The 22,922-nt window shown below is 60.9% G+C and carries 23 protein-coding genes; 8 read left to right on the forward strand and 15 right to left on the reverse strand.

Features of this window, described 5'->3' with window-relative positions:
• Positions 1–103 precede the first annotated feature (103 nt).
• The 3 genes from H8S57_RS15030 to H8S57_RS15040 are packed head-to-tail and all read right to left on the reverse strand — an operon-like array spanning position 104 to position 1,646.
• The gene (locus H8S57_RS15030) at positions 104–736 is read right to left on the reverse strand and encodes a histidine kinase dimerization/phospho-acceptor domain-containing protein (protein ID WP_440131171.1); all 633 of its coding nucleotides are present in this window, start codon (positions 734–736) and stop codon (positions 104–106) included.
• Positions 733–1,437, reverse strand: coding sequence for a response regulator transcription factor (locus H8S57_RS15035; protein ID WP_207723825.1), 705 nt, complete (start codon positions 1,435–1,437; stop codon positions 733–735). Before H8S57_RS15035 ends, H8S57_RS15030 begins: the two co-directional genes overlap by 4 nt.
• A gap of 32 nt (positions 1,438–1,469) precedes the next feature.
• Positions 1,470–1,646: a helix-turn-helix domain-containing protein gene (locus tag H8S57_RS15040; protein WP_186908821.1), complete on the reverse strand. Its 177-nt coding sequence runs from the start codon at positions 1,644–1,646 to the stop codon at positions 1,470–1,472.
• A 171-nt stretch (positions 1,647–1,817) separates the two neighbouring features.
• Between H8S57_RS15040 and H8S57_RS15045 the strand changes: the two genes are divergently transcribed.
• The 6 genes from H8S57_RS15045 to nrdG all read left to right on the forward strand — a co-directional run bounded on the left by H8S57_RS15045 (position 1,818) and on the right by nrdG (position 6,863).
• Complete coding sequence (locus H8S57_RS15045) at positions 1,818–2,177, forward strand: helix-turn-helix transcriptional regulator (protein WP_186908822.1); 360 nt, start codon at positions 1,818–1,820, stop codon at positions 2,175–2,177.
• A gap of 665 nt (positions 2,178–2,842) precedes the next feature.
• A complete protein-coding gene (locus H8S57_RS15050) occupies positions 2,843–3,007 on the forward strand; it encodes a 4Fe-4S binding protein (protein WP_369807637.1) in 165 nt (54 codons plus the stop codon).
• Complete coding sequence (locus H8S57_RS15055; protein WP_186908824.1) at positions 3,004–3,633, forward strand: 4Fe-4S binding protein; 630 nt, start codon at positions 3,004–3,006, stop codon at positions 3,631–3,633. The genes H8S57_RS15050 and H8S57_RS15055 overlap by 4 nt, the downstream gene beginning before the upstream one ends.
• Positions 3,581–3,883, forward strand: coding sequence for an ArsR/SmtB family transcription factor (locus H8S57_RS15060; protein WP_186908825.1), 303 nt, complete (start codon positions 3,581–3,583; stop codon positions 3,881–3,883). Before H8S57_RS15055 ends, H8S57_RS15060 begins: the two co-directional genes overlap by 53 nt.
• Positions 3,884–4,079: 196 nt before the next feature.
• Entirely contained in the window at positions 4,080–6,239 is a 2,160-nt protein-coding gene (nrdD, locus tag H8S57_RS15065; protein WP_186908826.1) for an anaerobic ribonucleoside-triphosphate reductase, read from the forward strand.
• A gap of 72 nt (positions 6,240–6,311) precedes the next feature.
• Complete coding sequence (nrdG, locus tag H8S57_RS15070; RefSeq protein WP_186908827.1) at positions 6,312–6,863, forward strand: anaerobic ribonucleoside-triphosphate reductase activating protein; 552 nt, start codon at positions 6,312–6,314, stop codon at positions 6,861–6,863.
• Between the two features lie 489 nt (positions 6,864–7,352).
• Here the strand turns inward: nrdG and asnS are convergent, their stop codons facing one another.
• The 11 genes from asnS to H8S57_RS15125 form a co-directional block, all read right to left on the reverse strand.
• Complete coding sequence (gene asnS / locus H8S57_RS15075) at positions 7,353–8,747, reverse strand: asparagine--tRNA ligase (protein ID WP_186908828.1); 1,395 nt, start codon at positions 8,745–8,747, stop codon at positions 7,353–7,355.
• A gap of 158 nt (positions 8,748–8,905) precedes the next feature.
• Positions 8,906–9,391, reverse strand: coding sequence for a hypothetical protein (locus H8S57_RS15080; RefSeq protein WP_186908829.1), 486 nt, complete (start codon positions 9,389–9,391; stop codon positions 8,906–8,908).
• Complete coding sequence (locus H8S57_RS15085; RefSeq protein ID WP_186908830.1) at positions 9,366–10,820, reverse strand: APC family permease; 1,455 nt, start codon at positions 10,818–10,820, stop codon at positions 9,366–9,368. The genes H8S57_RS15080 and H8S57_RS15085 overlap by 26 nt, the downstream gene beginning before the upstream one ends.
• Positions 10,821–10,876: 56 nt before the next feature.
• On the reverse strand, positions 10,877–11,686 hold the full coding sequence (locus H8S57_RS15090; protein ID WP_186908831.1) for a DUF3021 family protein: 810 nt from the start codon (positions 11,684–11,686) through the stop codon (positions 10,877–10,879).
• A 14-nt stretch (positions 11,687–11,700) separates the two neighbouring features.
• Entirely contained in the window at positions 11,701–12,135 is a 435-nt protein-coding gene (locus H8S57_RS15095) for a LytTR family DNA-binding domain-containing protein (protein ID WP_186908832.1), read from the reverse strand.
• Positions 12,136–12,191: 56 nt separating this feature from the next.
• The gene (locus H8S57_RS15100) at positions 12,192–12,989 is read right to left on the reverse strand and encodes a hypothetical protein (protein WP_186908833.1); all 798 of its coding nucleotides are present in this window, start codon (positions 12,987–12,989) and stop codon (positions 12,192–12,194) included.
• Positions 12,990–13,040: 51 nt separating this feature from the next.
• The gene (gene nagZ / locus H8S57_RS15105) at positions 13,041–14,309 is read right to left on the reverse strand and encodes a beta-N-acetylhexosaminidase (RefSeq protein WP_186908834.1); all 1,269 of its coding nucleotides are present in this window, start codon (positions 14,307–14,309) and stop codon (positions 13,041–13,043) included.
• Complete coding sequence (gene rnr / locus H8S57_RS15110) at positions 14,306–16,348, reverse strand: ribonuclease R (protein ID WP_186908835.1); 2,043 nt, start codon at positions 16,346–16,348, stop codon at positions 14,306–14,308. Before rnr ends, nagZ begins: the two co-directional genes overlap by 4 nt.
• A 124-nt stretch (positions 16,349–16,472) precedes the next feature.
• On the reverse strand, positions 16,473–16,709 hold the full coding sequence (gene secG, locus H8S57_RS15115; RefSeq protein ID WP_186908836.1) for a preprotein translocase subunit SecG: 237 nt from the start codon (positions 16,707–16,709) through the stop codon (positions 16,473–16,475).
• A gap of 168 nt (positions 16,710–16,877) precedes the next feature.
• Positions 16,878–18,872: an FtsX-like permease family protein gene (locus H8S57_RS17480; protein ID WP_243204851.1), complete on the reverse strand. Its 1,995-nt coding sequence runs from the start codon at positions 18,870–18,872 to the stop codon at positions 16,878–16,880.
• Positions 18,862–19,629 carry an ABC transporter ATP-binding protein gene (locus H8S57_RS15125; RefSeq protein ID WP_186908837.1) on the reverse strand — a complete coding sequence of 256 codons (768 nt, stop codon included), beginning with the start codon at positions 19,627–19,629 and terminating at the stop codon, positions 18,862–18,864. Before H8S57_RS15125 ends, H8S57_RS17480 begins: the two co-directional genes overlap by 11 nt.
• Positions 19,630–19,800: 171 nt before the next feature.
• On the opposite strand from H8S57_RS15125, the gene H8S57_RS15130 reads away from it, so the two are divergent.
• Positions 19,801–20,175 (forward strand): RidA family protein, encoded by a 375-nt coding sequence (locus H8S57_RS15130; protein ID WP_186908838.1) that lies wholly within the window; start codon positions 19,801–19,803, stop codon positions 20,173–20,175.
• A 239-nt stretch (positions 20,176–20,414) separates the two neighbouring features.
• Entirely contained in the window at positions 20,415–21,740 is a 1,326-nt protein-coding gene (locus H8S57_RS15135) for a uracil-xanthine permease family protein (protein WP_186908839.1), read from the forward strand.
• A gap of 72 nt (positions 21,741–21,812) precedes the next feature.
• Here the strand turns inward: H8S57_RS15135 and H8S57_RS15140 are convergent, their stop codons facing one another.
• Positions 21,813–22,454, reverse strand: a complete 642-nt coding sequence (locus H8S57_RS15140; protein ID WP_186908840.1) for a helix-turn-helix transcriptional regulator — start codon at positions 22,452–22,454, stop codon at positions 21,813–21,815.
• Between the last annotated feature and the right edge of the window lie 468 nt (positions 22,455–22,922).

Genomic DNA, 22,922 nt, shown 5'->3' on the forward strand with positions numbered 1-22,922 from the left:
AGCTTGACTGCTTCCTCTTTGAATTCCTTATCATATTTGCGCATCGTAAACACCTTCCTGTATTTCTTATTCTATCACTTTTGGGTGTTTACTCTCTGCACTTCTATGATATCCCTCCAGCAGCAAGGGTATCATAAACCGGCTGCTGTTTTTGCTCCAGCGAAATGACTCCCGTTTCCAGGCGGGAGGTCTTAATCATAGCCTGCATGAGAAAGTCCAGCTTATCAAGCTGGCTGGTCTGGGCTGTCAGAAATTCCTTTTGCTTCTGCGGGGGAACCTCGTTTTCAAGCAATGTGTTGTTGATCATCTTCAAGTTGGCAATCGGGGTCTTGACCTGATGGGAGATGTCAGAGATCAGCTCTTGCAGGTCAGCCCGTTCTTTTGCGATACTGTTTTTATTTTCCTGCATGACTTCGTACAACCGTCCCAGCCGGTAGTTGATTTTATAGAACAGGCTTTCTTCCTCAACCGTCTGCTTGGGCTGCATATCCCCGGAGAGCATATCATCCATCTGACCACAAAAGGCATCGGAGAACCGGACCAGCTTCCGGCGGATCAGAGCCACAAAGAAGATAACACAGAGCAGCACAAAGAGACTGAACAGGAACACACACCGGACAGCAGTTATATTCCGGGTCAGCAGATACACAGCGGTGCAAACTGCACTAACCGCAAGCAGCAAGAGTATTCCCAAAAGGATACAGGCTTTGTTGATGGAGAGTTTTCGCGTATTCATTTCAGCGCCCCTCCGATCCACATATAACCCATGCCGTACACCGTCTTGATGTACTGGCGTCCCTCTGTTTCAATTTTGTTCCGCACCCTGCTGATGGCTGAAGTCAGGGCGTGTTCATCCACAAAATTTCCATCGGCATCCCACAGCTTTTCAAGCAGCACCTGTCTGGTCAAAACATTCTGCGGATGTTTGGTCAGGATTTTTAACAGCCGGTATTCCAACGGAGTGAACACCAGCGCCTTACCGGATAGGGAAGCAGTCATCTCTGAGAAATTGATGGACAGTGCGCCATCCTCATAGCAAGCACCACCGCCAGACTGTTTCGCCAGCCGCCCCAGCACCACGGACAGCTTTTTTTGAAAAACGCTCATGGGAAATGGCTTGGTCACATAGTCCTCCGCACCCAACTCATATCCTTTGAGCATATCGCTCTCCATATCATTTGCGGTCAGGAAGATCACCGCCGTATCCGGCCGGCGCTCCTTTACCTCCCGGCAGAAATCAAAGCCGTTCCCATCCGGCAGGTTTACATCCAGAACGATCAGGTCATAGTCCTGTTTGATCAGAAAGTTGCTGGCTGCTGATTTTGTCAATGCAGAGTCCACGACATAGCCCGCAGCATCCAGGTTATAGCACAGGGTATTATTCAAAAGCCGGTCATCTTCGACTACTAAAATTCGTATTGTATCACACTCCTTCATTTTTAGTGTAGCATCCAAATGTCACAGAAACCTCACAGAAAATAGTTTTTTCTGCGAGGATCGCTTGGCTTTTTCGCATCTTTAGGAATCATCCACATACGACCGAACTTTATAACACCAGGGATACGTCCATCTTCGCAAAACTTTTGTACCCGTCTTTCAGAAATGCCCCATTTCTTTGCAGCTTCGGGGCAAGAGATATATTCCATACGGTTCAATCCTTCCGCTTTTATATCTTTTGCTTTAATTATATACGGTCAAGCGAATACTTCAAGGTACCCATTGTAAACAAATAAGGAATTATATAGACTAACTATGGGAACTGTATAGACATATTCAGAAAGAAAGGTGAACAGTAGAATGTAATAGGGTGAATCAATATGGCAAAAAGACCAGTACAAAAATATGATTTTTCGCCTTTTGGAAAGGCAATCAAATCGGCAAGAAACGAGCAGAAGGAGTCCCGCAACAAAGTCGGGAATGAAATGTATCTGTCTCCCCGCTATCTTGCCAACATCGAAAATAAAGGGCAGCATCCGAGTCTCCAGATTTTCTTTGAACTGGTGACCCGTTACCATATCTCCGTAGACCAGCTTCTCTTTGGGAACGCGACAGAGAGTAAGTCCACGGCGCGCAGACAGCTTGATCCCTTGCTTGATGGAATGACTGAAGCTGAACTGAAAATCGTCATTGCCACCGCACAGGCCATCTTGGATGCCAGAGCGGAGGAAGAAAAATGATGTGGTTGGCGCAACTGAATAATGATTAGGAAACGCTATGAACGGATACCGTTTGTAGCGTTTTTCTTTGCTTTCGTGGTTGCCAAAGGCAGGAGTTTTGGATTACTTAGGTACGGAGAGAGTAACGGGTAGTGTCAAGGATTTTGCTTTAAGGAAGCAAAACGGCGAAAAGCAAAGAACGATTAGCTGAACACCTGCGAGGGACTGCCATAGGAACACCACTTCTTCCTATAGAGCCTTTCTGCGGGCCGCGGTACAATCAAATAAGAACACAAACGCGCTAAATAACTGAAGCCGTTGCGGCGCAAGGTCTGCAAAAAACAGCCCGTTTATCGTATCGAGGCATGCCAGGTGTTCGTGCAGCGTTTGAGCGTTGTACGCATACCCGGTTTTCATGCTCTTTTTTGACGGTGCACAGCTTACGGCGAAGCGTCTTCTCATCTGAGTCGGCCCGGACACAAGCGAGGCTGACAGGCTCCCGTCCCTCTGTTTTTTAGCGACACCTCTCCCCGTGCCTGGGCGGGATACACAAATCCGAGACCAAAGCGCTCCTTGACAAACGCCAAATATTAAAGTATATTAGAAATATCTTAATTACTAATATATAAAAAAGGGGGGAGCCTACCGTGAATGCAAAGAACATCGCCACAATCGGCAGCGGGTGTGTGGCGTGCGGTTGCTGCGTAAACGCATGCCCGAAAAATGCAATTCAGATCCACCTGGGCATACTCGCTCGCGTGGACGGCGAAACATGCGTTGGCTGCGGCCAGTGCGCGAACCGCTGTCCCGCCGCTATCATCACCGTCCTTGAAAGGGTGGCGTCACGATGAAACAGAAATGGTATGCATATCTTTGGCTGGCTGAATTGCTGTACTGGGTCCTGGGCTTATGTAATATCCTGTTTGCATGGCTTGGCCTGCTGTTTTTTGTCATTCCGCTGTTCGTTGCAATCATCGGGGGCAGCAAAGCCTATTGCAACCGCTACTGCGGGCGTGGACAGCTGTTCGAGTTGTTGGGGCGGAAGTGGAAGCTCTCTTGCAGCCGGACCCCGCCAAAATTTCTGCACAGCCGTTGGTTCCGCTATGGGTTTTTAGCCTTTTTCCTGACGATGTTCTGTTTGATGCTGTTTAGCACCTATCAGGTATTTACGGGTGCGCCGCTGAAGCAGACCGTCACTTTGCTGTGGACCATCAAACTGCCGTGGCAATGGGCAGCGGTCGACATGGTCGCGCCGTGGATGGCCCAGTTTGCCTTTGGCTTTTTCGGCGTTATGATGACGTCCACCGTACTCGGGCTGATCACCATGATTTTCTTCCGCCCAAGAACCTGGTGCGTTTATTGTCCCATGGGAACGATGACGCAGGGGATCTGCAAACTCAAGCACCGGAAGGAGGGGTCCTGCTGTGGAGGAACAGGCAAAGAAAATTGCGGAACTTCTGAAACTGCTGGCGAATGAACAGCGTCTGCTGATCCTGTGTGCGCTGATACCGGGACCGATGACGGTTGGAAACATCCACGCGTTTACCCCGAACATTACCGCATCCGCGCTGTCGCAGCACTTATCACAGCTGAGAATGGCAGGGATTTTGGATTCCGAAAAACAGGGGATGAACGTCATCTATCAAATTGCGGATGAGCATGTCATCGGTCTTATGAGCTTTCTCAAAACGCATTATTGCACGGGAACAACCACTTTTCATGGATGAAGGGACTTCCCGCCATCCAAATCCCCCGCCTGCATCCTCAGGCACGGAAGGCGCCGCAACGCATTCGCCTTTGCGGCCGCCAGGGCGGCCATCATCCCCAAAAATCACCTTGCAATTCAATATATGGTGTGCTAGAATATCCATCGGCGCAACATGTGCCTTTTGTGGAATGAAACGGGAAAGGCGTGGTAACCTTATGAAAGTGGTCAAGCGCAACGGCTCGGAGGCCGTTTTCGATATCACCAAAATCATCGCGGCCATTACCAAGGCCAACGACACTATTGAGGAAAGCGTTCGGATGACGCCGGTGCAGATCCGCCGGATCGCCGAATCGGTGGAACTGGCATGTCTGAAAATGAACCGGGCTCCCTCCGTGGAGGAGATCCAGGACCTGGTGGAATACCAGATCATGGCCCACGGGGCCTTTGAGGCAGCCAAAAATTATATCACCTACCGCTACACCCGCTCCCTGGTACGCAGGAGCAACACCACTGACGAGAAGATCCTCACCCTCATCGAGTGCTGCAACGAGGAGGCCAAGCAGGAAAACTCCAATAAGAACCCGGTTGTCAATTCCACCCAGCGGGACTACATGGCCGGGGAGGTGTCCAAGGATATCACCCGCCGCATCCTGCTGCCCCAGGATATCATGGAAGCCCATGAGCAGGGCATCATCCACTTCCACGACAGCGACTATTTTGCCCAGCACATGCACAACTGCGACCTGGTGAACCTGGAGGACATGCTCCAGAACGGCACCGTCATCACCGGCACCCTCATCGAGCGGCCCCACAGCTTCTCCACTGCCTGCAATATCGCCACCCAGATCATCGCCCAGGTGGCCTCCAATCAATACGGCGGCCAGTCCATCTCCCTGGCCCATCTGGCCCCCTTCGTCCAGGTCAGCCGGGAGAAGATCCGCCTTCTGGTGGAGGGGGAGCTTGCCGCCCTGGGGGTGGAGACCGGGGAGGCGATGATCTCCGCGCTGGTGGAACAGCGTCTGCGGGACGAGGTACGCCGCGGTGTGCAGACCATCCAGTATCAGGTGCTCACTCTGCTGACCACCAATGGCCAAGCCCCCTTCGTCACCGTGTTCATGTACCTGGGGGAGGCCAAAAACGAGCAGGAGCGGCGGGATCTGGCCCTCATCATCGAGGAGACCCTGGAGCAGCGCTTCCAGGGTGTGAAGAACGAGGCCGGCGTGTGGGTCACCCCCGCCTTCCCCAAGCTCATCTACGTGCTGGAGGAGGACAACATCCACGAGGATTCCCCCTACTGGTATCTGACATGCCTGGCCGCCAAATGCACCGCCAAGCGTATGGTGCCCGACTATATCTCCGAGAAGAAGATGAAGGAATTGAAGGAGGGCAACTGCTTCCCCGTCATGGGCTGCCGCTCCTGTCTGTCCCCGTGGAAGAAGGAAAACGGGGAGTACCAGTTTTACGGCCGCTTCAATCAGGGCGTGGTCACCCTCAACCTGCCCGACGTAGCCCTGTCCTCCGGCGGCAATCTGGAGAAGTTCTGGAAGCTCTTCGACGAGCGGCTGGCGCTTTGCTACCGGGCGCTCATGTGCCGCCACAACCGGCTCAAGGGCACCCTGTCCGACGCCGCGCCCATCCTGTGGCAGTACGGCGCCTGCGCCCGGCTCAAGCCCGGCGAGCCCATCGACAAGCTGCTGGTGGGCGGCTACTCCACCATCTCCCTGGGGTATGCGGGCCTGTACGAGTGCGTCAAATATATGACGGGCAAGAGCCATACCGACCCCTCCGCCACCCCCTTTGCCCTGCAGATCATGGAGCACATGAACAAGGCCTGCAACCAGTGGAAAGCGGACACCGGCATCGCCTTCGGCATCTATGGCACGCCGCTGGAGTCCACCACCTATAAGTTTGCCAAGTGCCTCCAGCGCCGCTTCGGCGTCATCGAGGGCATTACCGACAAGGGCTATATCACCAACAGCTATCACGTGCATGTGACGGAAGAGATCAACGCCTTCGATAAGCTGAAGTTTGAGGCCCAGTTCCAGCACCTGTCCACCGGCGGGGCCATCAGCTATGTGGAGGTGCCCGACATGCAGAACAACCTGGAGGCGGTGCTCCAGGTGATGAAGTTCATCTATGAGAATATCATGTACGCCGAGCTGAATACCAAATCCGACTACTGCCAGGTATGCGGCTGGGATGGCGAGATCCAGATCGCGGAGGACGGCGGTAAGCTGATCTGGCGCTGCCCCAAATGCGGCAACACCGATCAGGATAAGATGAACGTGGCCCGGCGCACCTGCGGCTACATTGGGACTCAGTTCTGGAACCAGGGCCGCACCCAGGAGATTCGGGACCGGGTGATGCATCTGTAGGCAGCGCCGGACCCGCACGCCCCGCCGGGATCAGCGGTTCCTTCCTGCGACCCTGAACCAAGGAGAACGACTATGTATTACGGTGAGATCAAACCCTGCGACATCGCCAATGGAGCGGGCGTGCGGGTCAGCCTGTTCGTTTCCGGCTGCACCAACCGCTGCGAACACTGCTTTCAGCCCCAGACCTGGGATTTTTCCTACGGCCAGCCGTTCACTGAAACGACCCAGACGTACCTGCTTTCTCTCCTCGCGCCCAGCTATATCAGCGGCCTGACCCTGCTGGGGGGAGAGCCCTTCGAGCCGGAAAACCAACGCTCGCTGCTCCCGTTCCTGCGCCGGGTACGCGCCGCCCTGCCCCAAAAGGACATCTGGTGCTTTACCGGCTTCACCTGGAAGGAACTGCACACGCCCGGCAGCCATCCCCGCTGCGCGGTGACCGACGAACTGCTTTCCCTGCTGGACGTGCTGGTGGACGGCCGGTACGTGGACGCGCTGCGCGACATCTCTCTGCGGTTTCGGGGCAGCTCCAATCAGCGGCTGATCGACCTGAACGCTACCCGCCGGACGGGCCGGCTGACCCTTCTGCCGGCCCGGGAAGGCCGCCGCCCGGCCGCACAGCCGTAGGCGGCCGGCTCCCCCTTCTTCCGCCGCCCAAGCCAGAGCAAACGACGAAAGGCCGCCCGTTTGGGCGGCCTCAGGCTGTCGAAAAAGGTGCTTCGCACCTTTTTCGATGAGGATGCAGGCCGCCGCGCGCAGAATTTGTCCGCTGTGAGCGGACAAATTCCACACTTGCGGTCTGAGAAGTATTTTCTCCGACGCACATGTCGCCGGAGAAAATGAATCTCATTTGATTCGCACCTGCGGGCGCGAACTCTGCGAGGCTTTTTCGACACACTGAGGCCGCCCGTTTGGGCGGCCTTTCCGGCGGTTAACGAAGCGGGGTCCAACCGCAAGGCGACACCACGCAAAGACAGCGGCGGCGCTTTGCTGAAATTTCCCGCCATAGCTTTGCTGCGAAAACTTGAGATCCACCAAGGATCCCTGCGTTTTCCCGCCCCGTTCTGACGCAGAATTTTGACGCAAATCGCGCTTGCCGCATTATGCGGTCTTGCCTTAAAAGTCTGCGTTGCCCACCGTCCTCGGGTGGGGCAGAACGTCCCGGATGTTGGCGATGCCGGTGAGGTACATGACCATCCGCTCAAACCCCAGGCCGAAGCCCGCGTGCTTGGCGCCGCCGTAGCGGCGCAGGTCCAGGTACCACCAATAGTCTTCCGGGTTCATTCCCAGCTCCCGGATGCGCGCTTCCAGCAGGTCCAGCCGCTCCTCACGCTGGGAGCCGCCGATGATCTCTCCGATGCCCGGCACCAGGCAGTCGGCGGCGGCCACGGTCCGCCCGTCGTCGTTCAGGCGCATATAGAACGCCTTGATCTCCTTGGGATAGTCGGTCACAAAAACCGGCTTTTGGAAGATCTGCTCGGTGAGGTAGCGCTCGTGCTCGGTTTGGAGGTCACAGCCCCACTCCACCTTGAAGTCGAACTTATCGTTATTCTGCTTCAGCAGCTCCACCGCTTCGGTGTAGCTGACCCGGCCGAAGTCGGAGTTGGCCACGTGTGTGAGCCGCTCCGCCAGTCCCCGATCCACAAAGGCGTTGAAGAAGGCCATCTCGTCGGGGCATTTTTCCATGACGGTCTTGATGATATGCTTGATCATGGCCTCGGCCACGTCCATATCGCCGTTGAGGTCGCAGAAGGCCATCTCCGGCTCGATCATCCAGAACTCGGCGGCGTGACGCTGGGTGTTGGAGTTCTCCGCCCGGAAGGTGGGGCCAAAGGTATACACGTCCCCAAAGGCCATGGCAAAGCTCTCCGCGTTGAGCTGTCCGGAAACGGTCAGATTGGCGCTCTTGCCGAAGAAATCCTGGGCATAGTCCACCTGGCCGTCCGCGGTCTTGGGCACATGGTCCATGTCCAGGGTAGTCACCCGGAACATCTCCCCCGCCCCCTCGCAGTCGGAGGCGGTGATGATGGGCGTATGGACGTAGACGAAGCCCCGGTCCTGGAAAAACGTGTGGATGGCGTGAGCCGCCACGCTGCGCACCCGGAAGGCGGCGGAAAACAGGTTGGTCCTGGGCCGCAGGTGGGCGATGGTACGCAGGTACTCCACGCTGTGGCGCTTCTTCTGGAGGGGATACTCCGGGCTGGAGGGCCCTTCCACCGCGATGGCCGCAGCCTTCACCTCCAGGGGCTGCTTGGCCTCGGGCGTCAGCACCACGGCGCCGGTGACACACAGGGCCGCGCCCACGTTCTGCCCGGCGATCTCCTTGTAGTTGTCCAGGGCGGCGGCATCCAGGACGACCTGCAGATTCTTGAAGCAGGAGCCGTCGTTGAGCTCGACGAACCCGAAGCCCTTCATATCCCGGATGGTGCGGGCCCAGCCGCAGACGGTGACTTCCTTGCCGCCGAATTGCTCCCGGTCGGCAAAGATCTGTGCGATTTTTGTGCGTTGCATGCTCGTTCCCTCTTATTTCTAAAAAATAAAGTCTCAGTGGGCAATAGTATACCATTTTTCACTAATTTTTCAAGGGTCCATGAAAAAAAGGCCGCCTTTCCGCCCGCCGAAAAACCGCGTTACCGCCGGTTTCGCCCTTTTTTCGACCGTCCCGTCTGTCAATAGGCGGGGAGCAAAAACAGCCAGGGAGCAGTGCCTATGGCCAGGGCCAGGGCGGCAATGTGCTGCTGGCGCGGCTCCAGCTCGGGACAGCGGCGCAGGGCCCGCCGGTCCAGGAAATAGATGCACACACCGGCCAGCGCCACCCCGGCCAGCGTCCAGGAAAGGGACAGGGGAGAGCGGAAGGGCCTGCCCATGATGCCGGAAATCGATTCTTCCCACCACGCCCATTGGATCGGGAGCAGCCCCAACAGCATCCATACCACTCCGGCGGCGTCCGCCAAAAAGCCGTTGAGCCAGACCCGCCACCACACCCGGCGGAGCACCGCTTGTTTGGCCGTACAGCCCAGCGCCAGCAGGGCCAGCAGAAGCACCGCACAGTCGATGGCCAGGTTGCCGGGCAGGACAATCAGCCACACCTGGGGGAAGATCCACAGCAGCCAGATGGGCAGGAGGATATTATACAGCCGTACCGTCCGTTTCATCCTGCGTCTCTCCTTTCGTCCGGCTCAGCCGCCCCCCGAAAATCAGCGCCTCCCGCTCCGCCGCAGAGAGCGAACGGTCCCGCAAGCGGTAAAGGACCATGCCCAGCGCCGCCAACAGGGCGGAGAGAAGGTACTCCAGTCCCCCCAGGGCGCCCGGACTCATGGGCAGCAAAATGTTCCCCGCCAGAAAGACCGACGCGATCGTCCCGAACGCCACTGTGAGACGCCCGCCGGGCATGCGCACCGGCCGCTCCAGGTCGGGCCGTGTCTTCCGCAGCCGGAGCACCGCGGCAAAAGACATGACCCACATGACGATGGTGGTCAGAGAGGCCACGTTGATGAAGGGCAGGAAAAAGAGCTTCCCCGTAAAGGGCGTAAGCACCACGAACGCGGCGGTAAAATACACGCAGCGCGCCGGGGTGGCGTATTGGGGATGAAGGACGGAGAACTTCCGGGACACCAGCGCAAAGCAGGACAGGCCGTAGAGCATCCGTGCGGAGGAATAGAGGGTGGAATTCATCACCCCAACCGCGCCCACAAAGGCGGTGATCAGGAACAGGATGCGCACGGCGGGAATGCCGGTGATCCCCACCAGAACGTCGGCAAAGGCGGCGGTATGGCCCATGGTCTCCCGCCAGGGCAGATTGCCCGCCACGGCGGTGGATACCAGGCAGAGGATGCCGGTGACCAGCAGCAGACAAGTGATGAGCGCCGCCCCCGCCTTGCGGGCGGCGGGCCCGGTGGCATCGGCCGCGGCCTTGGACACCGTCTCCCATCCGGCTACTGAAAAAACCAGCAGCGACAGCAGCGATGCCGAGCCGCCGAAATCAAACTCCAGCCCTCCGTCGGAGGCGTAGACCGCCGGGTCAAAATGGGCAAAACAGATCACAAGGCCCACCAGACACATGCTCAGCAGCACCACTGTGGCGATCTTGGCCAGCGAAGCGCATACATTGGCGCCCCGGAGCTGGATATACAGGATCGCCCCGGCCAGCGCCAGCTGGATGATCACATTGGGCAGGGTGACGGGGAAATCCCCCACCCGGTAGAGCACCCCCGTCCGCTTCAGGACGGGGAACAGCTCGTCCAGCAGGGAGATGGCGGCCAGATCCACCCAGCAGAACACGATGGTGTTCATCAGTATGCCCGCCCACCCCACGGCGAATCCGCCGCGGCTTCCAAAGGCGGCATAGGAGTAGACCACCTCGCCCCCAGGCAGGGGCAGCATGGGGATGGCCTCCATATAGGCGAAGGCGAAGGGCAGCTCGATCACAATACACAGGGCAAAGGCCACCGCCAGATTCAGTGGTCCTCCCGCCGTCTCCAGCCACGTACCGGTCAGCAGCAGCCAGCTGGTGCCCAGCATGCACCCGATGCCCATGGCCACAAGGCCAAAAAAGCTGATGGATTTACCGCCGGTCTTTTCCATCCAGATCCCTCTTTTTCTTCAGATGGCCCCATTATAGCATAGGCCGCCGCGCTTTCCTAGCCCCTCCGGTACCGGCGCAGGGCCGCCCCCGCCAAATTGCCCAGCAGGGCGGCGCACAGGGCGATGGGCACCAGCACCCCGTCGGCCATGTTGGAGATCAGCCGGGCCAGGGGGAGGAAGAGCAGCATACACCCGGCGCAGGCCAGGGGGTAGAGGGGGCACAGGCCCTGCCGCCGCCCCAGGGAGAAGCCGGAGGCGAAGCCGCTGACCGGCAGCAGCAGAAAGCCGTACAGGATGCTGAGGAGGGGGACGTCCGGGGCATCGGCCAGCCGGAGCACAAAGGGCGCCGCCAGGCAGAGCAGCACGGCAAAGCTAAGGTAGGGCAGGGTCTCCCGCCAGTGGAACAGGGAGCGGCCCGGGGCAAGCCCAAGCTTCTCCCGGATGGCGGCCAGCTCGGCGCACCAGCCCACCCACCGGCCCAGCCAGATGAGGGCGTACACCAGCAGGAAGGGGACCAGGAAGAAGGGCAGCTCCGCGGCCCCGAAATTGAGAAGCACCCAGGCCGCCAGGGTGAGGGCCATGAGGGCAAGGTGGGCCAGGGAGCGCAGCAGCAGGGCCCTCCCCTCCGCGGCGAAGGGGAGGGTGGCCACGGCCGTCTCCGCCCCGAAGGCAAACCAAAGGGCGATCCCCAGCGCCGCCCCCAGGACCTCGGGCACCCGGGAATCGAAGCAGAAGGTGAACGCCAATTCCAGGGAGCCGCCGAAGAGGGCCCCCGGCTGGGTCACAAAGGACAGCAGCAGATAGGCCGCCGCCCCCAGCGCGCCCCCAAGGAGCAGCCGGGGCAGCCTGGAACGGATGGTGGACATGGAGCTTCCTCCTCTCAAAGGCCGAGAGCCTGTTTGATCTTTTTCACATACCGGCGGGAGGCATAGCACACCGTTCCCCCGGCGAGGGTGATGCGGATGGTGCCGCTGAGGGACAGGTCCAGAGCGGTCACCTGCTTCAGATGGACGATCTCAGAGTGGGAGATCCGCGCGAAGGCGTGTCGGTCCAGCTTGCCCTCCAGCTCGTACAGCCGCTCCCGCAGGTCGTACACCCCGCCGAGGGTCTGGGCGCGCACCCCCTTGTCCTCTCCGTAGCAGCGCAGCAGCTCCTCCTCCCGAAGGGGGAAGGCGTTCCCCTCCCGCCAGCCGATGAGGACGCCGCCCCCCTCCAGCCGGGCGGCCAGGGAGCGCACCTCGTCGGTCAGGGCCGGGGCGGTAATGACCGCCGACGCCTCCCCGCAATTCGGGTCGATGCGCACCTCCACCTTCATGCCGTTCCCCCCTTCCGTTCCAATATAGCGAAAAAAGGGCCGCCCGTCTACTGTTTTCAGACAGGCGGCCCTCCCTTGGGGATATTCGGTTTGCTTCCGCCGCAGGCCAGCGCCGCGGAGTCCGTCCGGTAGGACCAGTTCCCCGCCGCGTCCTGGGCGGCGCTGCAGCGCCAGATCACTTCCGTACCCGTCCAGCAGCAGACCTGAAAGCCCGTGTCCGCGCTCCCCTCCAGGCGGAACAGAGCCCCGCCGGGCCAGCGGCCGGGCCCGTCCCCCGCCGGCTCGATATAGCCCTGTTCCGTCAGCTCGTCGAAGGTCCCCCGCAGGGGCAGGCCGGTCTGATGGGCCATGCCGAAGGCATAGGCCATTGCGTCCGCTTCCCCTTCGCTCAGCCCCTCCAGGGCAGAGGCGTCCACGCCGATGGTCTCCACGCCGCTCTCGCCGCCCAGGGCGTCCGCCCACAGGTCGTTCAGGACCTGCAGGTAAAGTCCGCACAGATCCTCCCCCTCCTCCAGCACCGTGATGCTCCGGGGCTGGTAGAACTGGGCCGGATAGGTCTCCAGGATCGTGCCGCCGTAACCCACCTCCAGCAGCATCCCGTCCCGCAGCGCTTCGGGCGAGCGCTCCACACCGTCCCAGAGGATGCTCACTTCATCGGGGGAGAGGGTAAGCACGTCGCCCCGCGCCTCTCCGGCCACGATGAGGCTGCCGTCCTGCGCCGTGTCCACCAGGCGCACCTGTTTGACGGCCGTCCCGTCCGCCTCAGGGGTCTCCGGCGCCTCCTCCGCCCGGGCGCAGGCCGTCAGCGGGAGAAGCGCGGCCAGCAGCAGGGGCAGCAAAACGCTTTGTCTCATTTCCGTCGCCTCCAGTCCCCTGTTAGACGGCGCAGCCTCCCCAAAGGTTCCCTATTCCCCCAAAAGCGCCTGGACCGCCTGATTCAATGCCGCCACATCGGGCGCCTCCACCGTCTGGTTGGTCAGGCCGTATTCCGCCTTGAGCGCCAGGATGCGGTAGACGCTCTCCTCCAGCCGCGCCGGGGAGATGCGCCCGCCGTCCACGGCGCCGAGCAGCGCCTGACGGGCCTGCGTCAGATTGTCCGCGCCGTGGCAGACCAACAGCAGGTCGCACCCCGCCTCCACCGCCAGCACGGCGGCCTCCCCCATGCCGTAAGTATCGGAGATCGCCCCCATGGTCAGATCATCGGTGCACACCACGCCGGTAAAGCCCAGCTCCTCCCGCAGGACCTCGCTCACCAGCACGTGGGACAGGCTGGCGGGATACTCCGGGTCAAACGCGGTCATCCGGATATGCCCCGCCATGACGGCCGGAGCGCCGCACTCCACCGCCCTGCGGAAGGGGACGGCGTCGCCCCGGGCCCAGTCCTCGCGGGACAGCTCCACCACCGGCAGCGCCTGGTGGGAATCCGTGGCGGTATTGCCGTGACCGGGAAAATGCTTCCACACGCTGATGATCCCGGCCTCCCGCATCCCGCCGTCCACCCAGGCGGCGGCATCCGCCGCCCGGCCGGGGTCGCCGCTGTAGGCGCGGTCTCCGATGACGGTGTTCTCCGGGTTGCTCCGCACATCCGCCACCGGAGCAAAATCCAGGTTGAAGCCGAAGGCCGCGCATTCCATGCCCAGGGTCTGTCCCAGCCGTGTCAGCTCAGACGCGTCGTGCCGCTGTCCAAAGGTATCGGCGCTCGGAAGGTCCATTACCTCCTCCGGCATCCGGGAGACCCGTCCTCCCTCCTCGTCCACACAGAGGAAAAGGGGCACGGCGTCTGCGTTGAGCTGCTTGAGGCCGTTGGTCAGCTCGGCCAGCTGACCGGCGCTCTCCACGTTGCGGCCGAAGAGGATGACGCCGCCCACCTGATACTCCTGCACCGCCTGGACCGCGTCCGCGCCGGGCGCGGCGCCCTCAATACCCGCCACCAGCAGCTGCCCTACCATCTGCTCCGGCGTCATCCCGGCCAGCTGCTCCGCGATCGGGTCCGGGGTGGGCGTGGGCTCCGGCGTGGGGGACGGCTCCGGCGTGGGGGTGGGTTCCGGGGAGGACGCGGGCAGGGCCGTACCCTGGGGCACGGGGGGATCCTCCGTCCCGGGCCGGAGGGCGCAGGCGGAGGGCAGTGCAAATACAACCAGTAATAGCGCCGCGATCAAATTCCGTTTCGTCATCGTTTCTTCCGTCCTTTCCGGCTTTTGGGCACATGCATGGCCCGCGGATTCCGGTCGCGGCGGCCGGGGCGGGAGGGTTCCCTGCGCTCCGTCCGCTGCGCCGGCAGAGCCGGCGCAGCCTCCCCGGCCAGGCGGAAATCGATCTGCCCGCTCTCCGGCGCCGCGCCGGTGCACACCACCTCCAGCGGCATCCCAAAGGAAAAGACCCGGCTGCCGTCAAAGCTTGTGAGGGACATGCGCTGCTCGTCGTAATGCCATCCGCTTCCGGGCAGCGCCTCGACCCCCACCAGGCCCTCCACGCCGCTGCCCAGCATGACGAACAGGCCGAAGCGGGTGACGCCGGAGACCGCGGCGGGGAACGTCTCGCCCAGGTGGGCCTGCATGAACTCGGCCAGGTAGCGCTTTTCGATCTCCCGCTCGGCGTTTTGCGCGGCGATCTCCCGCTGCGAGGACTGCACCGCCGCCCGCGCCGCCGCGGCGGCAAGCTTTTTCTCCGACGCCCCCCGGAGCGTTCCATCCAGCAGGGCGGTGAGGATGCGGTGGACCATCAGGTCCGGATAGCGGCGGATGGGCGAGGTGAAGTGACAGTAGTCCCTTGCCGCCAGGCCAAAGTGACCCAGGTCCTCGGTATCGTAACGGGCCTTCATCAGGCTGCGCAGCACCAGGCTGGACACCGCGGCCGCCTCCGGCTTTCCCTGCGCCTGGGCCAGCAGCTTCTGCAGGGAAAACTGGTCCGCGGCCCCCAGGGTATAGCCCAGAGGAGCGAGCATGCTCTTCAGCTTCTCGGTCTTGTCCAGGGAGGGTTTTTCATGCACCCGGTAGACGCAGGGCTTGTCCAGGGCTTTCAGGTGGGCGGCCACACACTCGTTGGCCGAGAGCATGAAGGATTCGATCAGCTTCTCGCTCACGCCCGGCCGGCGTACCTGCACCTCCACCGGCGCGCCCGTTTCGTCGCAGCGGATGGCGCTCTCGCTGCTGTCCAGGTCCAGACTCCCGCGCAGGCGGCGGCGCTTTTCCAGCACAGCGGCCAAGGCGGCCATGTCCCGCAGCGTGGGCAGGATCGCCCCGTACCGCTGCGTCAGGGCCGCCTCCTCCCCAGCCAGGAGCGCGTTGCAGTCGTCGTACGTCATGCGCTCCACGGTACGGATGACGCTCTTGGCGATGGTATGCCCCACCAGCTCCCCCTCCGCCGTCAGGGTCATGAGACAGGAGAGCGTCAGCCGGTCTACCCGTGGATTCAGCGAGCAGATGCCGTTGGACAATTCGGGCGGCAGCATGGGGACCACCCGGTCGGCAAAATAGACCGACGTGCCCCGCTCCCAGGCCTCCAGATCCAGCGGGGAAGCGGCGGGGACGTAATGACTCACATCCGCGATGTGCACCCCCAGCACCCAGCGGCCCTGCTCGTCTTGTTCCAGGCTCACCGCGTCGTCCAGGTCCTTGGCGGAGGCGCCGTCGATGGTAAAGATGAGCTTGTCCCGCAGATCCAGCCGTCCCTCCCGCTCCCCCGGCCCCACCTGTTCCGGCGCCGCCTGAGCCGCGGCGCGCACCGCGTCGGGAAACGCGGGATCGATCTCGTAGTTGTACAGAATGGCCTCCACCGCCGCCTCCCGGCTGGCCGCCGGGCCGAAGACCCGCCGCAGGGCGCCCAGCGGCGGGTGCTTGGCGCTTCCGAAGCTGGTCATGGCCACGGCAGCCTTGTCCCCCGCCCGGGCCAGGCGGCTTTTGCCCAGCACCTGGATGGGCCCGGGCAGGCGCTCCTGGTCGGGCTGGAGCCAGAGCTCCCGGTTGTGCTTTTGGAGCACGCCGGTGACCACCCGGTTGGCCCGCTCCAGCACCTCCACCACCCGGCCGGTACGCCGCTCCCCCCGGGCCGCCTCGGTCCGGTCCGGCAGGACGGCGACCCGGTCCCCATTCCATGCGCCGCCGTCGCAGCGGGGCGGAATAAAATAATCCTCCCCCTCTTCCGGGATCAAAAAGCCAAAGCCCCGGCCGGTGGCCTGATAGATCCCCTGCACCGTTCCTTCTGTTTGTTTCATATGGTCTCGATTCCTTTCCAATCGTTTCACTCGCTCCCCGGGCTTTATTATACCCGCTCCGGCGGCGGGGTTGCAAAAAAGACGCCCTCCCGCGGCAAAAACGGGAGGGCGTCTTTTCATTGGCTCAGATCAGGCAGATGATGAAGGTGATCACCATAAATCCGATGGCAACCCACTTGGTCATCTTGGCCAGCTTGGCGTCCCAACTCTTGGCCTTGTTCTTGGACAGGAAAGTGTCGGCCCCGCCGGCGATGGCGCCGGACAGTCCCGCGCTCTTTCCGGACTGGAGCAGCACCACGGCTACCAGGAACAGCGCCGCCAGCACGTCGATAATGCTCAGAACCAGCTTTGCGATCTCCACGTTACATCGTCCTTTCCGCCCCTGGAGGGGCGCTTTGCTGCTATTTTGGGGCGCAAGGATACCGCGCCGCTTCAAACGTGGCTTTTATCATAGCATAGTTTCCCGCTGATTGCAAGGCCTTTTTCGACGCTGCGCCCGGTAAGAAGTCCGGGCCCGGCACGCGCGGCCCTACCTTCCCCGGATGATCCGCCGGCTGCCCCAGCAGGTGGCCAGGAAATAGGCCCCGTAGACGACCAGGATAAAGGCCGCCGTTACCGCGCTGGAGGCCGCCGAGTCCACCCGGCCGACTTGTGCAATGGCGGCGTTAGCGGACGTCATGCCAACCGCCGCATGGACCACCGCCAGCGCCAGCGGCAGGAAAAAAGCCAGGAACACCTGCACGTAGATGGACCGGTCCCGCATCCGTTCCTCCACGCCCAGCCGGGCGAGCACCCGATAGCGGTTCTGGTTGTCGGCCGCCTGGGAAAGCTGCTGAAGCGCCAGCACCGCCGCCGAGCACAGCAGGAAAACGATGCCCAGATAAATGCCCAGGAAGAGCACCAGGATCTTGGTCCCCATGGTCTGCAGGTAGATCTGTACCCGGCTGTCCCAGCCGTAGCCGTAACCGTTCCCGCCGCTGTCATAGTCCCGGGGCACCAGGTTCCCCATGGCCTGCGCCAGGCGCTCGTCCGCCTGCTCCGGGTCAATGCCGGGGGCATAGTTGCCCACCAGGTTGCGGCTGGACAGCGTGCCGGAGGCCGCCAGGGCGTCTGGCAGCACCAGCATGCTGCTGTACACGCTGTCCCCGGTGAGAACCACCGCCTGCACGTCGCCGCCCGCCAGCAGGGCGCGCCCCTGCGCCACCACCACGGGCCGGTCCGCCCACAGGCTCTTCCAAAAGCTCTCCTCAGCCATGTAGGTCCCCCACAAAAGGCCGTATTCCCCCTCCGTCAGCGCCAGGGGCGTTCGGCCCTGGAGGGCGAGCAGCCGGTTGCAGTCCGTCAGCGAGATCGCATCCAGGCTGGTCTGCGTATACTCCCGGTCCCCCACCGAATACGTCAGCGGCTCCAGTTCCACCTGCCGGATGTCAAACCGCACCGATTCCGCCAGTTCCTGCTCCGGGTCGAAGCCCCCCGCCGCCAGCCACTTCTCCAGCTCCGGCTCCGCCCCGTCTCCGCCGTGACAATAGAAGCGCACCGTTACGTCGTAAGGGGCGTTCTCCGCGGTAATGGCGGAGACGGTATTGTTCAGCCCGACGGAACAGGCGGTGATCCCGATGGCCAGCAGCAGCATCAGGCAGATCACCGTCATGGACACATAGGTGGAATTGATGCGGGAGTTGAACTGCCGGAGCAGGAACATGTTCAGTCCCTTATAATAAAGGCGTTTGTTGGCCTGGCAGATCTTCAGCAAAAAGCCGGACAGCGAGCGGAAAAAGAGCAGCGTGCCCGCAGTGCCCAGGGCCAGCATGAGGAAAAAAAGATTGTCCACCCGCAAAATGCCCCGGACGAGGAGCATGGCGTAGGCGATGATCAGCAGGATGGCCCCGGTCAGGAACATGACCACCGAGGCCCCAACGCTTTTGAGCTTCAGGTCCTGATTTTCCCGGTCGGCCCGGAGCAGGTCGATGAGCTTCTGCCGGGAGACCCGGAAGGAGTTGAAGAGCATCACCACCAGAAAGATGACTCCAAAGTAGAGCAGGGTCTTGCCCAGCGCCCTGGGGGAAAAGACGAAATGAAACTCCGGGATGCTGACGGCGAAGAGCCCGGCGGTAAACACGGAGATGAACTGGGACAGGAACACCCCCAGCAGCAGGCCTATGCCCAGCGAAAACACGCCGATGAGCAGGGTCTCCAGGAACAGCAGGGCGCTCACCCTTCCCCCGTCCAGGCCCAGCAGCAGGTAGGTGCCCAGCTCCTTTTTCCGGCGGCGGATCATAAAGCCGTTGGCGTAGAGGATCAGAAAGCCCAGCACCACGGATACGAAGACGGACACCACGTCGATGAGCTGAAGGATGACGCGGATCATGCCCTTGTTGGCGGAGAGGAGGATCTCCATGACGTACTGGGACTCCATGGAGTTGAATACATAAAAGATGCACACGCCGAACGTGAGGGTGAGAAAGTACACCGAATAATCCTTCAAACTCCGGCGCACATTCTGGAAGGCCAGCTTAGAGAACATCGCCCGAGTCACCTCCCAGCAGCGTAACCACCTCGATGATGCGGGCAAAAAAGTCCTTGCGCCCGCTGGCTCCCCGCACCAGCTCGGTAAAGGGCCGCCCGTCCTTGATAAAGAGGATGCGGCGGCAGTAGGAAGCGGTAAAGGCGTCGTGGGTCACCATGAGGATGGTGGTCCTCTGCGCCCCGTTGAGCTCTTCAAACCGGTCCAGCAGCAGCCGCGCGGACTTGGAATCCAGGGCTCCGGTCGGCTCATCGGCCAGCACCAGAGCCGGACGGGTGATGATGGCCCGGGCCGCCGCCACCCGCTGCCGTTCGCCTCCGGAGAGCTGGTAGGGAAACTTGTTCAGGCAGGGGGTAATATCCAGCAGCCGGGCGGTCTCCTGAACCCGTCCTTCGATCTCCCCGGCAGGGGTTTTGAGGATGGTCAGCGCCAGAGCGATGTTCTCAAAGGCGGTGAGGGTATCCAGCAGGTTGCAGTCCTGGAAAACAAAGCCCAGCCGCTCCCGGCGGAACCGGGACAGGTCCTTGCCCTTCAGGCCCGTCACATCCTTTCCCTCGATCCTGATGTGCCCGGCGGTGGGGCGGTCAATGGTGGCGATGCAGTTGAGCAGCGTGGTCTTTCCGCTGCCCGAAGCCCCCATGATGCCCACAAATTCGCCCTCGTTCACCCGAAAGCTGAAATCGTCGATGGCCCGGGTCACGCTGCCCCGGGCTCCGTAATATTTCTGCAGGTTTTCCACGTTGAGTATGGGTTCCATTGGAATCCCTCCTTTTCCTGCTCATCCTATCATACCCGCTTCGGCGCTGCCATAAGATGTCCTTACAGTTTTGTGACGTTTTTGTCATCAAACTTTTTTTGAGACCCCCTTGCATTTTTTCTGACAGCCGATATAATGAAGACACACAATTACATCAGGAGGTCTTTTCCCATGAATAAAACCATTTCTGCCGCAAACGCCCCCGCCGCCGTAGGCCCCTACTGTCACGCCAAGCTGGCGGGCAACACGCTGTATACCTCCGGCCAGCTGGGCCTGGTCCCCGCCACCGGCGCGCTGCCCGAGGGCGTGGAGGCCCAGGCCCGTCAGGCGCTGGATAATCTGGGCGCCGTGCTCCAGGCCGCCGGCATGGATTTTGCCGACGTGACCAAGACCACCGTGTTCCTGACCGATATCAACGACTTTGCCGCCGTCAATTCCATCTATGCGGAGTATTTCACCGGCCAGGCCCCCGCCCGGTCCTGCGTCCAGGTCGCCGCGCTGCCCAAGGGCGCGCTCTTTGAGATCGAGGCGGTCGCCGTCAAGTGATCTGCCGCCGTGCCGGTCCAGCCTCCCGCATGTGTTATGCACCCCGTGCCGCGGAATCCCGCCGCACGGGGTGCATTTCCGTTTTTCCACAAATAATACCCGTCGATTTTCACAAATTTTGCTGTCTCTTTTTTCTCTTCCCGCCGCAAGTTCCACTTGCAGCCGGGTCGAAAATGAGGTATAGTTTGTGTAAACCAAAATTTCCTTTAGTTCTAAAAAAATTTTGTGAGGTAAGTTTGATGGGTACTACACCACGCACCCCGGCATCGGTCTTTGCTTGGAATGGGGTCCCGCCGGCAGGCCAGCTGATTCCGCTGGGCCTGCAGCATGTCGTCGCCGCCGTAGTAGGCGTCATCACCCCCGCGATCATCGTTTCCTCCACCTGCGGCCTGAGCGACGCCGATACGACCCTTATGATCCAGGTCTCTCTGATCCTGACCGCCCTGGCCACCCTGCTCCAGCTCTTCCCTCTCTTCCGGCGCCTCGGCTCCGGCCTGCCGGTCATCATGGGCATCAGCTTTGCCTACGTTCCCACGCTCACCTCCATCGGCGGCGCATTCGGCCTGGGGACCATCTTGGGCGCCGAGATCGCGGGCGGCTGCGTGGCCGTTCTCTTTGGGATCTTTCTGAAGCAGATCCGGCGGTTTTTCCCGCCGCTGGTCACCGGCACGGTCATCTTTACCATCGGCCTCTCCCTCTACCCCACTGCCGTCAAATATATGGCCGGCGGCGCGGGACAGCCTGACTTCGGAAGCTGGAAAAACTGGCTGGTAGCCTTTATCACCCTGGCGGTGGTCTTCGTTCTGAACAACTTTACCAAGGGCGTGCTCAAGCTGGGCGCTATCCTGTGGGGAATGGCGGTGGGCTACGTCGTGGCCCTGCTCATGGGTATGGTCAGCTTTGACAGCGTGGCCGCCGCCGGGTATTTCCAGGCGCCGGTCCCCCTCTATTTCCCCATCGAGTTCAATGTGGCCGCCTGCGTTTCCATGGCCATCATGTACATCGTCAACTCCGTGCAGACCATCGGCGATCTCAGTTCCACCACCATGGGCGGCATGGACCGCATGCCCACCGACCACGAGCTCTCGGGCGGTATCATCGGCCAGGGCGTCATGAGCGTGATCGGCGCCCTTTTCGGCGGCCTGCCCGCCGCCTCCTACAGCCAGAACGTGGGCATCGTGACGGTGAACAAGGTGATCAACCGGGCCGTTTTCACCCTGGCCGCCCTGGTGCTGCTGGTGGCCGGGTTTATTCCAAAGCTCTCCGCCCTGCTGACTACCATCCCTTACGCCGTCATCGGCGGAGCCACGATCTCGGTGTTCGCCACCATCACCATGACCGGCATCCGTATGATCACACAGCAGACCTTCACCATGCGCAATTCCACCGTGGTGGGCCTGGCGGTGGCGCTGGGCGTGGGCGTCACCACCGTGGGTCCGGCGTGTCTGGCCGGGTTCCCCGCCTGGGTCACCACCGTGTTCGGCAGCTCCAGCGTGGTGCTCTCCACCCTGACCGCCATCCTGCTCAATCAGCTTCTGCCCAAGGACCCGCCCGAGCGCCGCTGAAGCGGCAAGGCCACCTTGTCCACAGACGCAGAGCGGACCGGCTCTCCGGCCGGTCCGCTCTGCAAAGGGTCTCTACGTCTCTTTTGCCTCGTCGATATAGCTGTACAGGGTATACTTGGAAATCCCGAAAAACTTGCACACCTTGTCGCCCGACTTGGTGATGAGAAAGGCTCCCGTCTCGTTGAGAAACTGGATGGCCTTCACCTTATCTTCTTTGGTCATAAGGGCCACAGGCTTACCCACGATCTTCACGCTCTGCGCGATCAGCTCGTCCAGCAGGTCGGACACGTTGCGGGAGATGTGCTCCGGCTCCTGCTCGTCCCGCTCGGTGGCGGTAAACTGCTTGAGGGCGTCCTCCATGGCCAGCATGAGGGTAATATCGTAATTGATGCCGAACATGCCGATGGGTCTGCCGTCATCGTCCCGGATATAGATGGTGGTGGACTTGAGGATCTTTCCATCCCGGGTGCGGGTCAGGTAGCACAGGTGATCCTCCACCGTTCCCTTTCCGCCCCGCAGGGCCTCCAGCACCGCGTGAGAGGGGCCGTCCCCCACCTTGCGCCCGCTGATCTGGCCGTTTTCAATGGCCACGATGGAACTGTCCGGGTCGTTGGAGGCCAGGTCGTGGACCACCACCTCGCAGTTGGGGCCGAACTGCCTTGCCACGCCTTTGGCCAGCTGGAACAGAAATTGCAGCGTGGATGCGTCAAGCATGTGCTTCCCTCTTTTCCTGTCGTCTTTTTTTCATTCTACCACAAATCCCTGTGATTTCAACAAAAATTATATGCCCTAAAAATTATTTAGATTTTCGCAAAATATCATTGTGTTTCGGACGGTTTTATGCTATCATGGAACTGCAACGAGAACTTTTCTCTTGCATTCGACCAATTACAACTGGATACGGTTGGTTGTGGCTGCAACGAAGTGCTTCGCGCACGGGCTGGATGGATCTCTGGGCTCCGTTCGGCGCTGCCTGCCCGCCGGAGCGACGACGTCCATTTCTGAAATGGACGCTTTTTTTGTCTCAAAATCCTCAGAATAAATTTTAAAATTTTAAAATCAAGGCACTGTAAAGTAAACATGAAAAGTTAGGACCCAAAAATCAGCCAATATCTCTACGCAACGAGCAAAAGCTCCCGTTTGCGCTTTTTGGACAGTTTAAGACCGGCACACTGAGCTGGA

This window comes from Lawsonibacter hominis, assembly GCF_014287895.1.
GTDB lineage: Bacteria > Bacillota > Clostridia > Oscillospirales > Oscillospiraceae > Lawsonibacter_A > Lawsonibacter_A hominis.

Excerpts from the sequence above, each read along its gene's own strand:
- H8S57_RS15045 (WP_186908822.1), top strand. The coding sequence starts at position 1,818 with ATGGCAAAAAGACCAGTACAAAAATATGATTTTTCGCCTTTTGGAAAG.
- H8S57_RS15130 (WP_186908838.1), top strand. The coding sequence starts at position 19,801 with ATGAATAAAACCATTTCTGCCGCAAACGCCCCCGCCGCCGTAGGCCCC.
- H8S57_RS15140 (WP_186908840.1), bottom strand. The coding sequence starts at position 22,454 with ATGCTTGACGCATCCACGCTGCAATTTCTGTTCCAGCTGGCCAAAGGC.
- H8S57_RS15095 (WP_186908832.1), bottom strand. The coding sequence starts at position 12,135 with ATGAAGGTGGAGGTGCGCATCGACCCGAATTGCGGGGAGGCGTCGGCG.
- nrdG (WP_186908827.1), top strand. The coding sequence starts at position 6,312 with ATGTATTACGGTGAGATCAAACCCTGCGACATCGCCAATGGAGCGGGC.
- H8S57_RS15125 (WP_186908837.1), bottom strand. The coding sequence starts at position 19,629 with ATGGAACCCATACTCAACGTGGAAAACCTGCAGAAATATTACGGAGCC.
- H8S57_RS15055 (WP_186908824.1), top strand. The coding sequence starts at position 3,004 with ATGAAACAGAAATGGTATGCATATCTTTGGCTGGCTGAATTGCTGTAC.
- H8S57_RS15030 (WP_440131171.1), bottom strand. The coding sequence starts at position 736 with ATGAATACGCGAAAACTCTCCATCAACAAAGCCTGTATCCTTTTGGGA.
- rnr (WP_186908835.1), bottom strand. The coding sequence starts at position 16,348 with ATGAAACAAACAGAAGGAACGGTGCAGGGGATCTATCAGGCCACCGGC.
- H8S57_RS15135 (WP_186908839.1), top strand. The coding sequence starts at position 20,415 with ATGGGTACTACACCACGCACCCCGGCATCGGTCTTTGCTTGGAATGGG.
- asnS (WP_186908828.1), bottom strand. The coding sequence starts at position 8,747 with ATGCAACGCACAAAAATCGCACAGATCTTTGCCGACCGGGAGCAATTC.
- H8S57_RS17480 (WP_243204851.1), bottom strand. The coding sequence starts at position 18,872 with ATGTTCTCTAAGCTGGCCTTCCAGAATGTGCGCCGGAGTTTGAAGGAT.
- H8S57_RS15040 (WP_186908821.1), bottom strand. The coding sequence starts at position 1,646 with ATGGAATATATCTCTTGCCCCGAAGCTGCAAAGAAATGGGGCATTTCT.
- nrdD (WP_186908826.1), top strand. The coding sequence starts at position 4,080 with ATGAAAGTGGTCAAGCGCAACGGCTCGGAGGCCGTTTTCGATATCACC.
- H8S57_RS15035 (WP_207723825.1), bottom strand. The coding sequence starts at position 1,437 with ATGAAGGAGTGTGATACAATACGAATTTTAGTAGTCGAAGATGACCGG.
- H8S57_RS15085 (WP_186908830.1), bottom strand. The coding sequence starts at position 10,820 with ATGGAAAAGACCGGCGGTAAATCCATCAGCTTTTTTGGCCTTGTGGCC.
- H8S57_RS15090 (WP_186908831.1), bottom strand. The coding sequence starts at position 11,686 with ATGTCCACCATCCGTTCCAGGCTGCCCCGGCTGCTCCTTGGGGGCGCG.
- nagZ (WP_186908834.1), bottom strand. The coding sequence starts at position 14,309 with ATGACGAAACGGAATTTGATCGCGGCGCTATTACTGGTTGTATTTGCA.
- H8S57_RS15080 (WP_186908829.1), bottom strand. The coding sequence starts at position 9,391 with ATGAAACGGACGGTACGGCTGTATAATATCCTCCTGCCCATCTGGCTG.
- H8S57_RS15100 (WP_186908833.1), bottom strand. The coding sequence starts at position 12,989 with ATGAGACAAAGCGTTTTGCTGCCCCTGCTGCTGGCCGCGCTTCTCCCG.